This window comes from Intrasporangium sp. (genome assembly GCF_036566125.1).
In the GTDB taxonomy this organism is placed as follows: Bacteria; Actinomycetota; Actinomycetes; order Actinomycetales; family Dermatophilaceae; genus Intrasporangium.
Genome location: NZ_DATCWX010000143.1, coordinates 24,407 through 35,843 on the forward strand (window position 1 = coordinate 24,407; position 11,437 = coordinate 35,843).

The window sequence follows — 11,437 nt, forward strand, 5'->3', positions numbered from 1 at the left end:
CCGCTACACACACTCGAAGTAGACGCTGAGCCCGAAGTTCCGCAGGGACCAGCGCCCCGTGAACTTCTTGCCCTTGTAGACCACGCACCAGATGGCCATGCCGATGATGAGGGTGGCGCCCAGCGCGAGGATGACCGCGACGAAGACGAGGTACCAGGCGTCGTACCTGATGAGGGCGTTGTCGAACTTCGTTCGAGCCACGCCGAAAGCGCGCATCGACATCTCGTAGGCGCGCTCCGAAGCCGTATCGGAAACGCTGGTCGGAGACATGACTGGAACAGACATGTGAACCACTTTCCTTTCCGTGAACTAGTTTTCCCCTGAGCCGTTCGATGTGAACGAAAACGTCGCGTTCTGGATAGAAAGGGCCCCCTGCGACACGTTGAGCCAAGCAGTGCAACGGCTATGGCGTCAACCAATCATGGGTGTACCTGTCAATTATTTACGAGGCGTTTACCCATACCGCCGGTAACCCCCGGGACGGATCCGGATACGCCGCCCAGGCCCCGCCGTGAAGGAGCCGTCGACGACTCCGTCCGCCGGGTGGGACGGGGCGGCGGCCCCAAAATGGACGAGGGAACGGTGCTCGATGGGTAAAGATGGGACCACTCATGTCCCCCACGCTGCTCGCCTTCCATGCCCACCCTGACGACGAGGCATTCCTCACGTCGGGCACGATGGCGCGCGCCGCGGCCGAGGGGCATCGCGTGGTGCTCGTCGTCGCGACCGATGGCGAACTGGGGCTCGCGTCGCAAGCCTACGCCGCCGGCGGTCTCGCCGCGCGGCGACGCGATGAGCTCGAGACGAGCGCACGGGCCCTGGGTGTCGCGCGGGTCGAGCACCTCGGCTACGCGGACAGCGGGCTCGGCCCCGAGCTGCTTCCCGACCCTCCGGGTCGCACCCGCTTCGTCCGGGCCGACACGGACGAGGCTGCCCAGCGCCTCGCCGCGATCCTCGCCGAGGAACAGGTGGATGTCCTCCTCGGTTATGACGAGAACGGCGGCTACGGCCACCCGGACCACAAGAAGGTCCACCACGTCGCACGCCGGGCGGCCGAGCTCGCCCGCACGCCCCGCCTGCTCGAGGCCACTGTGCCCCGGGACACCATCTGCCGCGCCCTCGACCTCGCCGCCAGGGTGTACCGCTTCCCGCCGGACTTCGACCGGCACAGCTTCGACCGCGCCTTCTCGGCACGCCGCGACATCACCCACCGGATCAACGTCCGCCGCCACATCGCCGCCAAGCGGGCCTCGATGCGAGCCCATGCGTCCCAGGCGAGCGCCGACGGAGGCGCCGACCGCACCCTCGCCGCCTTCCTCCGCATCCCTCGGCCGGTGTACGACCTCGTCTTCGGCCGTGAGTGGTACGTGGACGCCACCCCCCACCTGAGGGGACGTGATCCGGGGAGCGAGCCCAGCGGCATACGGCATGACGTGTTTGAAGGACTGGCGTGAACCGCGCGTTCGTGCGCAAGGCACTGCAGTTCGTCGTCGGCATCGGCCTGGCCGTCTTCCTGCTCTGGTGGGGCCTGCCGCGCATCGCGCACACGACGTGGACCGACGTGTGGGCCACCCTCTCCGGCCTGCAGGCCAGCACGGTCGTCGGGCTGACCATCCTGATGATCTCGGGGCTGTGGCTCGTCACCTTCCTCTACACCGGGTCGCTCAAGGGGCTGACCCACGGACAGGCGATGATCGTCAACGCGTGCGGATCCTCGATCGGCAACCTGCTGCCGGGAGGGGGCGCCGCCGGTGTCGTCGTCACGTACCACCAGCTGCGCTCCTGGGGCTTCCTGCGCCGGGACATCTCCACCATGGTCATCGTCACTGGCGTCTGGAACGTCCTCGCCCGGGTCGTCCTGCCCGTCGTGGGAATCCTTGCCATCCTCATCGGGATCGGGCAGCTCAACCCGGTCGTCGCCCAAGCCGCCATCATCGGCGCGCTCATCGGCCTCGCCGTCATCGTCGCCTTCTGGGGAGTCCTCGCATCCGAGGACTTCGCCCACAAGCTGGGACGGCAGTCGACCCGCGTGTGGCGCCGGATCCGCCGCAAGAAGGCCGCCGACACGGACTTCGAGAAGACCCTCGTCGGGATGCGCCACGACATCATCGAGATCGTCCGCTACGGCTGGCTCGAGATGACCTACGGCCTCGTCGGCTTCTTCGGCGTCTACTACATCCTGTTCTGGTTCTGCCTCAACTCGATGGGTGTGCAGATGCCGTTCGCCTACATGTTCGGCGCCTACACGGTCGGGCGGCTGCTCACGGCCGTCGGCATCACGCCGGGCGGCCTGGGCGTCACGGAGGCCGGCACCGCAGCCGTTCTCGTCGGGTGGGGCGCCGATCCCGCCCAGGCGACCGCCGGTGTCGTGCTCTTCTCGCTCTACACGCACTTCTTCGAGGTGCCCCTCGGCGTGCTCGGCTGGGCGCTGTGGTGGGCCAGCCCGAAGCGGATCCCCGCGGATGCGGCCTACGACGAGGCCGGCGAGGACGAGGACTCCGTCGATGTCCGGGTGGGAGGCAGGCAGCTCGAGGAGCACCGCGGCCCGCGGCCCGGACGGATCTAGCGCGCAGGCGTTCCGGCACTACCGTTGATGCAGGTGTCGCAGAGTCGCCTGGGAAGGGAGCGAGTCGTGGCCGAGGCAATGGAACGGATCTGGCTGAGCAGCTATGCCGAGGGGGTGCCGCACGACATCGAACCGGTGACCGGGTCGCTGACGGACCTGCTCGACTCATCAGTGGCGCAGTTCGCCGACCGAACCGCACTCGAGTTCTTCGGTGCTGAGACGACGTACAGCCAGCTCGGTGACCACGTGGCCCGAGCGGCCGAGGGCCTGCGCCGCCTCGGGGTCCGCAAGGGCGATCGGGTCGCCCTTGTGCTGCCGAACTGCCCCCAGCACGTCGTCGCCTTCTATGCCGTGCTGCGACTCGGCGCTGTGGTCGTCGAGCACAACCCGCTCTATACCGCCGAAGAGCTCGAGACGCAGTTCCGGGACCACGAGGCGACGCTTGCCATCGCCTGGGACAAGGTGGGGCCCAGGGTGCGCCAGCTGCCCGGCGTCAAGCAGGTCATCGCCGTCAACCTCATCCATGCCATGCCGCTCGCCAAACGGCTGGCGCTCCAGCTGCCGATCCCCAGGGTTCGTGTCCTGCGGTCCGCCCTGACTGAGCCCGCACCCGGTTGCATCCCCTGGGGGCAGCTGCTGAGGCAGGGTCGGATCGAGCCCACGCATCCCAAGCCGGCGGTCGAGGACCTCGCGGCGATCCAGTACACGAGCGGCACGACTGGAGTGCCGAAGGGGGCGATGCTGACGCACCACAACCTTGTCGCCAATGCCGCCCAGGGACGGGCATGGGTCCCCGGCATCGGCGCCGGGTCGGAGACCATCTACGCGATCCTGCCGATGTTCCACGCCTACGGCCTGACGCTGTGCGTGACCTTCGCGATGAGTGCGGGAGCCCGGCTCGTCCTGTTCCCCCGGTTCGACGTCGACCTCGTCCTCACCGCGGCCAAGAAGCACCCGCCGACCTTCCTCCCCGCGGTGCCGCCGATCTATGCCCAGCTCGCGAAGGCCGCGAAGGAACGCGGTATCGACATGTCGGCAGCGCGATGGGCGTTCTCGGGTGCCATGACCCTGCCGCCGGACACCCTCGAGCTCTGGGAGTCGGTGACGGGCGGTCTGCTCGTCGAGGGCTACGGGCTGACCGAGGCATCTCCCATCGCCCTGGGCAACCCCATCGGCCCCACCCGCAGGCCAGGCGCGGTTGGGGTTCCCTTCCCCAGCACGGAGATCCGGGTGGTCGATCCGGACCACCCCGACGTGGGCCGTCCGCGGGGAGAACGGGGTGAGCTGCTGATCCGCGGCCCCCAGGTCTTCACCGGCTACTGGCGGAAGCCGGATGAGACCGCTGCCACGCTGCTCGATGGCGGCTGGCTGCGCACCGGAGACATCGTCGAGGTCGACGACGACGGATTCGTCTCGGTGGTCGACCGGATCAAGGAGATCATCATCACGGGCGGCTTCAACGTCATGCCGTCGGAGGTGGAGTCGGTGCTGATGCAGTACCCCGGTGTGACGGACGCCGCCGTCGTGGGCCTCCCCAGGCAGGACGGGAGCGAGCAGGTCGTCGCCGCGGTCGCCGTCAAGGACCCGGACGCCTTCGACCCCGAGGCTGCGCGCGAGCACTGCCGCGCCCACCTCGCGGCCTACAAGGTCCCCCGCCGTATCGAGGTCGTCGACGAGCTGCCCAAGACGATCATCGGCAAGGTGCTGCGGCGACAGGTTCGAGACCAGCTGCTCGCCGGCTGACGCACTGGACCGTCCCCCTCCAATCGAGTGAACAACTTTCGGCCCGAAAGCTGTTCACTCGATCAGGGGTGGTGGTGCGGTCAGGACTGCTCGAAGACGACGGCCATCGGCGTCTGCTCCGACCCCTGGCCCAGCGGGTTGTCGGCGAACATCGCCTCATAGCGCTCCTTGGGGCCCGGCGCGTCCATGCCGAGGACGTTGCGGCCGATGTCGTTGGCGTCCATGACGACGGTCCCACCGAAGGAATCGCGCCACGGGGCGGGGACGCGCTCACGGATCAGGGCGGACAGGCGCGCCGCCACGGCGTCCGGATCCTTGGGGGCGAGCTTGGCCGAGACGTTGGCCGGGTAGACGGAGTACTCCGTGGGGCCGTCGATGGCGCGGATGTCACCGCCGACGAGCTCGTAGAAGAGCCCCCGCTTGCCGATGAGCTTGCCGACGGCACCACCGGCCGAGGCGTAGAGGACCCGCGGTAGGCCGGCCTCCTCGATGGCGAGCTGCATCGTGAAGGGCGAGCCGAGCCCGATCCCGGCAGGCGTGCGCGTCACGTAGCGCGACAGGATGCGCGCCGGACGCGAGACCTTGATGTCCCAGATGAAGTAGGAGCGGCCCTGCGTGATGGCGACGATCTTCTCCGAGATGAAGAAGTACCAGCGACCCTTGGTGGCGACGTCGTGGTCCCCGGCGGCCGCTGGCAGTCCGGCGAAGAACCGCTCGAGGTAGCCGAGGGTCTTCCCCTCGAGGTCGTCCTCCCGCGAATAGAGGTCGGTGCGCAACGGGTAGCGCCGTACCGTCCTGCCAGCGTCGGGACCGGCCCCTCCGGCGGCGTCGAGCACGAGATCGAGCTCCTTGCGGGCGTTCGGCTCGTAGTCCGTCTTGACCCGGGGCGCGACGTCGGCGTCCGCCGGCTTCTCGTCGAAGTACTCCTGCAGCCACAGCTCGAGGTTGATGAGGCGCCAGAACGTCATCGAGTCGACGTCGTTGGTCCCCTTGATCCATCCCTCGAAGGCGTGCAGCACCTCGGTCTGGTTGAAGTAGGACCGGTTGGCGAAGGACTCCGACAGGAAGATCCCGTAGAAGTGGTTCTTCAGCCGCATGAACCACTCGCCCTGCGGCGTCGTGAAGCCGACCTTGTTGCGACGCCGGTTGATCGACTCGGGAAGCAGGTCGCGCGTCGCGTCGCGCAGGATGCGCTTGTTCCACCCGTCCTTGATGATCGCCTCGTCGGACAGCGAGAAGATGAACTTCACGACCTCCTTGTCGAGGAATGGCACCCGGCCCTCGAGCGAGAACCGCATCGTGTTCTTGTCCTCGTAGCGCAGCAGCGACGGGAGCGAGCCGACGAAGAGGTCCTCGACGAGGCGCTTCTTGAGGTTCGACCCCTCGACCGCGTACCGCTCCGCCTGGTGCTCGGCCACGAACTGCTGGCCGAGCAGCTGGGTCGTCGGGATGTCCTTGCGCCCGCGCAGCCTCGCCTTGAGCTTGAACCGCCCCAGGCGGTAGAGCACGTCGAGCGACTTGGACAGCTCACGCGCCGCCGCCACCGCGCCCTGCGCCCGAAGCTGGCGCAGGTAGACGAAGTAGTAGGGGATGTAGCCGGCCATCATCTCGTCGGCGCCCTGCCCGTCGAGCAGGACGGTGACGTGCTTCGTCGCCTCGCGCATCACCTGGTACTGCGCGTAGGGGCCGCTCGAGATGAGCGGCTCCTCCTGGGTCCGCACGAAGTCCTCGAGGTCCTCCTTGAACTCGGATGCGGTCGGCTTGATCTTGTGCCCGTCGACGCGTCCCCGGCAGATCTCGAGGACGTCGTCGACGTAGCGCTCCTCGTCGTTGATCGAGTTGGGAAAGACGGCGGAAAACGTGTTCTGCTGTGCGCCAACGGATTCCGCGGTCTTGTCATGCTCGTTGAGCAGGCGGTTGATGATGACGGCCACGGCCGACGAGTCGAGACCACCCGAGAGGGACGTCCCGACGGGCACCTCCGACTGCAGCCTCAGCCGCACCGACTCGACCAGGCGCTCGCGGTACTCCCGAGCCGCCGCCTCGTCGTACGGCCGCTGCTCGCGGGCCCGCTCGAGCAGCTCCTCGCGCAACCGCGTGAACGGCCGCCGCTCCACGGAACCGTCCGCGGCGATCGTCATCAGCTCGCCCGGCTCGAGCCGCTCGACCCCGTCGAAGAAGGTCTCGCGCCCGTCCTCGTGGATCCGGAAGCGGAGATAGCGGTAGATGGTCCGGTCGTTCGGCCGCTTCTCGTAGAGCCCCGAGGCCAGGATCGGCTTGATCTCGGAACTGAACACCCATGCATCCGCGCCATCTGCGCCCGACCCAGCTGAGCGGCATACGTACAGCGGTTTGATCCCGAAGTGGTCGCGAGCGAGCGTCAGCGAGCGCTCCTGCGCGTCCCAGATGGCCAGGCCGAACATCCCGTTGAAGCGGTCGAACGCGTCCGCGCCCCACTCGGCGAAGGCCTGGAGGACGACCTCCGTGTCACTGTCCGTCTCGAACGTGTGGCCGAGGGGTTCGAGCTCGGCGCGCAGGTCGAGGTAGTTGTAGACCTCGCCGTTGTAGATGATCGTGTAGCGGCCGTCGCCGGTCGTCATGGGCTGCTGGCCGTGCGCCCGGTCGATGATCGACAGTCGCCGGTGCGCGAATCCGACCAAGCCGTCGGTGAAGATGCCGTCGCCGTCGGGACCGCGGTGGACCTGGCAGTCGTTCATCCGGCGCAGCAGCGCCTCGTCGGCCGTCAGCCCGTGGTACCCAGCGATTCCGCACATGCCGAACACCCTAATGGCGTATGCCGCTGAGCCCGCATCCGCTCGCAGGTCCCGTCCCAGCCCTCCCGCACTCCCGTCGCGTGCGCGTCAGATGCCATCCCTGAACCGGTCTGGGCGCCTCGGCGTCTTCGGCAGCAACCGATTCCCATCACGGAAGCGAGCTGACCATGCACCGTCCATCCCGCACCACGTCCCTTGCGCTCGGAGCCCTCCTCGCAGCGAGCGCGCTCACCACGTCGGCCGCGGTGGCCGCCGACGCAGACAGCCTGCTCAAGGCGCCCCTGCAGGGCAGCATCCTCAGCGACCCGCCACTCTTCGGCGTCGTGCGTGGCGGCGCGCCCTGGATGATCTCGTCCGGGGAGGCGAAGGTCGGCACCGATGGAACCGTCAAGGTCACGGTCTCGGGCCTGCTCATCCCCGGCGTCGGCGTCGGCTCCGTCAGGACCCTGTCGGCGAGCCTCGCCTGCAACGGGATGATCGTCGCGACGACCGCCGCCGCGCCGTTCAGCTCTACCGGCGACGCCCAGATCAAGGACACGGTCAACCTGCCGGACCGGTGCCTCGCGCCCGCCGTGCTCATCAACCCCAACGGCAACACCGGGGTCTACATTGCCGCGACGGGCAGGTGATGGGGCGCTGAGGGACAGTGATCGATGACCCTGACGCTGATCGGGGCAGCGTCAGGGTCGAGCCAGGGAAAATAACGATGCGTGCGACCCGATGGCTACCTACCGTCGAAACATGGTCGACGCCATCGACGCGATCAACGCGTTCATCACGATCCACGCGGCTACCCCGTGGGCCCTCGGCGTCGTGTTCCTCCTCGCAGCCCTCGATGCGGCCCTGCCACCGCTGCCCAGCGAGTCGATCATCATCGCCTTGGCTGCCTTCGGAGTCGCGAACGCGTCGCCGAATCTCGCCCTGCTGGTGGTCGTCGCGGCCACCGGCGCCTGGCTCGGCGACAACCTCACGTACACGCTGGGCCGGCACTCGCCGATCCACCGGCTCCGCGACACCGGCCGGCCCCGATTGCGGCGGGCGTTCCGGTTCGCCTCCCGTGAGCTGGACCACCGTGGTGGTGTCCTCATCGTCGTCGCGCGCTACATCCCGGTCGGTCGCGTTGCCGTGAACGTCACGGCAGGTGCGAGCGAGTTCCCACGGCCGCGCTTCATGGGCCTCACGGGCATCGCCACGGTGACCTGGGCGAGCTATAGCGTGGCGATCGGCGCCCTGGCCGGCGCGTGGGTCAAGGAGAACCCGCTGCTCGGCGCGGTCGGCGGGATCGTGGTCGCGCTGCTCCTCGGCGTCGCCGCCGACCACATCGTCCGGCGGCTCCTGTCCCGCCGGACCCAGCCAGCAGAGTCAGAGTCACCGGCAGAGTCAGAGGCAGAGGCATCCGCCCCCGCGTGAGGCCCACGCGTGACGACGGCTTCGCCACGCTCGACTCAGGCTTGGGTTGCGGTCACTCCCACTCGATGGTGCCGGGCGGCTTGCTCGTCACGTCGAGGACGACCCGGTTGACCTCTGGAACCTCGTTGGTGATCCGCGTCGAGATGTGCGCCAGCACGTCGTACGGCACCCGAGCCCAGTCGGCGGTCATCGCGTCCTCCGAGGCCACCGGGCGCAGCACGACCGGGTGGCCGTAGGTGCGACCGTCGCCCTGAACCCCAACCGACCGGACGTCGGCGAGCAGCACGACCGGGCACTGCCAGATGTCGCGGTCGAGCCCGGCTCGGGTCAGCTCCTCACGCGCGATGGCGTCCGCGCGGCGCAGGATGGCGAGCCGCTCAGCGTCGACGGCGCCGATGATCCGGATGCCGAGCCCCGGCCCGGGGAACGGCTGGCGCCACACGATCGCCTCCGGCACACCGAGCTCGAGGCCGACCTGACGGACCTCGTCCTTGAACAGACTCCGCAGCGGCTCGACGAGCCGGAACTGCAGGTCGTCGGGCAGGCCGCCGACGTTGTGGTGGCTCTTGATGTTGGCCGCGCCCTCGCCACCACCGGATTCCACGACATCGGGGTAGAGCGTGCCCTGCACGAGCCACTTGACCGGGTGGTCCTCGTCCGCGTGGCTGCCGACGACGTCACGGGCCGCCTGCTCGAAGACGCGGATGAACTGCTCACCGATGATCTTGCGTTTCGTCTCGGGATCGGTGACGCCGGCGAGCGCAGTGAGGAAACGCTCCTGGGCGTCGACCACGACCAGATCGACTCCGGTCGCCTCGACGAAGTCCTTCTCGACCTGCTCGGCCTCGCCCTCGCGCAGCAGGCCGTGGTCGACGAAGACGCAGGTCAGCTGGTCGCCAACGGCCCTCTGGACGAGGGCCGCTGCGACAGAGGAGTCGACCCCACCGGACAGGGCGCAGAGGACCCGGTCCTGGCCGATCTGCTCACGGATGCTGGCGACGAGGTCCTCGACGACGTTGCCAGCGGTCCATTCCGGCTTGATGCCCGCGCCCCTTCGGAGGAAGTTCTCGATGACGCGCTGGCCATGCTCGGAGTGCAGCACCTCGGGGTGCCACTGGACGCCGTAGAGGCGGCGCTCGTCGTCCTCGAAGGCAGCGACGGGGGTGGCCAGCGTCGAAGCGGTGACGAGGAAACCGTCCGGGGCCTCGCCCACCGAGTCGCCGTGCGACATCCACACGACCTGCTCCTCCGGCTGGCCGTCGAAGAGCGTCGAGTCGGTGCGCGAGATCGACGCGTCGGTCTTGCCGTACTCCCGCGCTCCCGTGCGGTCGACGGTGCCGCCGAGCGCCTGGGCCATGGACTGGAACCCGTAGCACATGCCGAGGACCGGCACGCCCGCCTCCAGCAACGCCGGGTCGAGGCGCGGTGCGCCGTCCTCGAACACCGAGCTCGGGCCGCCGGAAAGGATGACCGCGGCGGGCTGCTTGGCGAGCAGGTCGGCAACTGGCATGGAGTGCGGCACGACCTCGCTGTAGACCTGGGCCTCGCGGACGCGCCGCGCGATGAGCTGGGCGTACTGCGCGCCGAAGTCGACGACGAGGACGGGGTGGGCCTGGAGGTCGTGCGCTTCACTCACGCACGAAGCCTAGCCGCCCGCGTCGAGGGCGGTGCGACTGCCGACTCGACGCTGGGTCAGGCGGCGTAGGCGCGCTGGAGGATTGCGTTGACCTCCTGTGTGTTCCGGTGCTCCGCGATCCACGGGACGATGGGGACGAAGCCGGCGAGCAGGTTGAGGACGATCCGCTTGAAATCCCAAGCGAGCTTGACGCCGAGGTTCGCGACCGACGCCGCGAAGACCATGTAGATGAAGCCGTGGATGTAGCTCCAGTTCTCGGTGAGGAAGTTGGTCTGGTCGAGTGCGTACTTCATGACCATCTCGGTGACGAGGACCAGCAGCGCGATACCGGCGATGATCGCCATGACCCGATAGAAGCCCAGGGCCGTCCTGATCTGCTTCGGCTTGGCCAGGTTGGTCGGATACGTGCTCACGCGTGCGCGTCCTCTCTCGGTGCGGCCGGCTCCGGGTCGGCCGGCTGCTGCTCTGCTCGAAACATCTTCCACCACATCCAGATCGCGAAGAGACCGAAGACCCACCACTGGACGGCGTAGGCGAGGTTCTTGACGTTCAGCGGTGCGTCGGCCTCCGGTGGCGGCACCCGGGCGAGCGCCGGATCGATGTGTCCCGACTCGGACGAGGCCAGCAGCACGACGTTGTACAGGGCGCCCGGCCACTCGTTGACGAGCTGCGCCAGGTCGATGCCGCGCCGCTGGCCGTCAGGCAGGGGCGGACCGCTGCGTGGCGACTCCCCCGGTCCCAGCGTGCCGAGCACGGTCACGGGTCCCTCAGGGGGCGCTGGAACGGTCGTCGGCGTGCCGTCGACGAACCCGCGGAGCACGGCCACGGTGCCGTCCGGCGTGTCGAGCGGGGTCACGACCCAGGAGCCAACCCGGCCACCCAGCCGACGGTCGGGGACGACGAAACCCAGCTCAGCGGCATACGTCCCAGTGACGCTCACGGGCCGGTTGGAGAACTCCGCCTGGAACGCGGAGTGGGGAGTCGCCACCTCGGAGAGCGGTGCACGGGGCAGCGCGGCCGCCGCGGAGACCGCCTCCTTGCGGCCCTCGTCCTGCGCGACGCCCAGCTGCCAGAGGCCGAGGAAGACGCAGGCGACGACCGCGATGAGCATGACGATCGTCAAGCCCACCCAGCGCGGGGTGAGCAGGCCACGGAACACGCGTCAAGCCTAGGTCACGGCAGGGAGCCGCCGTGCCGCCGCCCGCCCGGCCGTGGCACACTCGACGCTCATGACCGGCCGCACGCCCCTCCACCGTCGGCGCCCCCGGATCCTGCTCGCCGTCGCCGCGGCTGCCCTCACGCTGGGGC

At 68.8% G+C, this 11,437-nt stretch carries 10 protein-coding genes; 5 read left to right on the top strand and 5 right to left on the bottom strand.

Annotation, left to right across the window (positions count from 1 at the left end; all coding sequences use genetic code 11):
• Window positions 1–3 precede the first annotated feature (3 nt).
• Window positions 4–285, bottom strand: coding sequence for a hypothetical protein (locus VIR15_RS08280; RefSeq protein WP_331927002.1), 282 nt, complete (start codon window positions 283–285; stop codon window positions 4–6).
• 326 nt (window positions 286–611) lie between these two features.
• On the opposite strand from VIR15_RS08280, the gene VIR15_RS08285 reads away from it, so the two are divergent.
• The 3 genes from VIR15_RS08285 (at window position 612) to VIR15_RS08295 (ending at window position 4,309) form a co-directional block, all read left to right on the top strand.
• Window positions 612–1,454: a PIG-L deacetylase family protein gene (locus VIR15_RS08285; RefSeq protein ID WP_331927003.1), complete on the top strand. Its 843-nt coding sequence runs from the start codon at window positions 612–614 to the stop codon at window positions 1,452–1,454.
• Window positions 1,451–2,566 carry a lysylphosphatidylglycerol synthase transmembrane domain-containing protein gene (locus tag VIR15_RS08290; protein ID WP_331927004.1) on the top strand — a complete coding sequence of 372 codons (1,116 nt, stop codon included), beginning with the start codon at window positions 1,451–1,453 and terminating at the stop codon, window positions 2,564–2,566. The genes VIR15_RS08285 and VIR15_RS08290 overlap by 4 nt, the downstream gene beginning before the upstream one ends.
• A 78-nt stretch (window positions 2,567–2,644) precedes the next feature.
• The gene (locus VIR15_RS08295) at window positions 2,645–4,309 is read left to right on the top strand and encodes a long-chain-fatty-acid--CoA ligase (RefSeq protein WP_331927011.1); all 1,665 of its coding nucleotides are present in this window, start codon (window positions 2,645–2,647) and stop codon (window positions 4,307–4,309) included.
• A gap of 80 nt (window positions 4,310–4,389) precedes the next feature.
• Here VIR15_RS08295 and asnB read toward each other — a convergent pair whose 3' ends face one another.
• Window positions 4,390–7,083, bottom strand: coding sequence for an asparagine synthase (glutamine-hydrolyzing) (gene asnB, locus VIR15_RS08300; protein ID WP_331927005.1), 2,694 nt, complete (start codon window positions 7,081–7,083; stop codon window positions 4,390–4,392).
• Window positions 7,084–7,250: 167 nt separating this feature from the next.
• On the opposite strand from asnB, the gene VIR15_RS08305 reads away from it, so the two are divergent.
• Window positions 7,251–7,712: a hypothetical protein gene (locus VIR15_RS08305; RefSeq protein WP_331927006.1), complete on the top strand. Its 462-nt coding sequence runs from the start codon at window positions 7,251–7,253 to the stop codon at window positions 7,710–7,712.
• A gap of 112 nt (window positions 7,713–7,824) precedes the next feature.
• Complete coding sequence (locus VIR15_RS08310) at window positions 7,825–8,493, top strand: DedA family protein (protein ID WP_331927007.1); 669 nt, start codon at window positions 7,825–7,827, stop codon at window positions 8,491–8,493.
• A gap of 52 nt (window positions 8,494–8,545) precedes the next feature.
• Here VIR15_RS08310 and guaA read toward each other — a convergent pair whose 3' ends face one another.
• From guaA to VIR15_RS08325, 3 genes are read right to left on the bottom strand one after another with little or no spacing between them, the layout of a single operon-like run.
• A complete protein-coding gene (gene guaA / locus VIR15_RS08315; protein WP_331927008.1) occupies window positions 8,546–10,129 on the bottom strand; it encodes a glutamine-hydrolyzing GMP synthase in 1,584 nt (527 codons plus the stop codon).
• A 56-nt stretch (window positions 10,130–10,185) separates the two neighbouring features.
• Entirely contained in the window at window positions 10,186–10,542 is a 357-nt protein-coding gene (locus VIR15_RS08320; RefSeq protein ID WP_331927009.1) for a DUF3817 domain-containing protein, read from the bottom strand.
• Window positions 10,539–11,288 carry an SURF1 family protein gene (locus VIR15_RS08325; protein ID WP_331927010.1) on the bottom strand — a complete coding sequence of 250 codons (750 nt, stop codon included), beginning with the start codon at window positions 11,286–11,288 and terminating at the stop codon, window positions 10,539–10,541. The genes VIR15_RS08320 and VIR15_RS08325 overlap by 4 nt, the downstream gene beginning before the upstream one ends.
• Window positions 11,289–11,437: the final 149 nt, after the last annotated feature.

Excerpts from the sequence above, each read along its gene's own strand:
- VIR15_RS08280 (WP_331927002.1), bottom strand. The coding sequence starts at position 285 with ATGTCTGTTCCAGTCATGTCTCCGACCAGCGTTTCCGATACGGCTTCG.
- VIR15_RS08285 (WP_331927003.1), top strand. The coding sequence starts at position 612 with ATGTCCCCCACGCTGCTCGCCTTCCATGCCCACCCTGACGACGAGGCA.
- VIR15_RS08295 (WP_331927011.1), top strand. The coding sequence starts at position 2,645 with ATGGAACGGATCTGGCTGAGCAGCTATGCCGAGGGGGTGCCGCACGAC.
- asnB (WP_331927005.1), bottom strand. The coding sequence starts at position 7,083 with ATGTGCGGAATCGCTGGGTACCACGGGCTGACGGCCGACGAGGCGCTG.
- VIR15_RS08305 (WP_331927006.1), top strand. The coding sequence starts at position 7,251 with ATGCACCGTCCATCCCGCACCACGTCCCTTGCGCTCGGAGCCCTCCTC.
- VIR15_RS08310 (WP_331927007.1), top strand. The coding sequence starts at position 7,825 with ATGGTCGACGCCATCGACGCGATCAACGCGTTCATCACGATCCACGCG.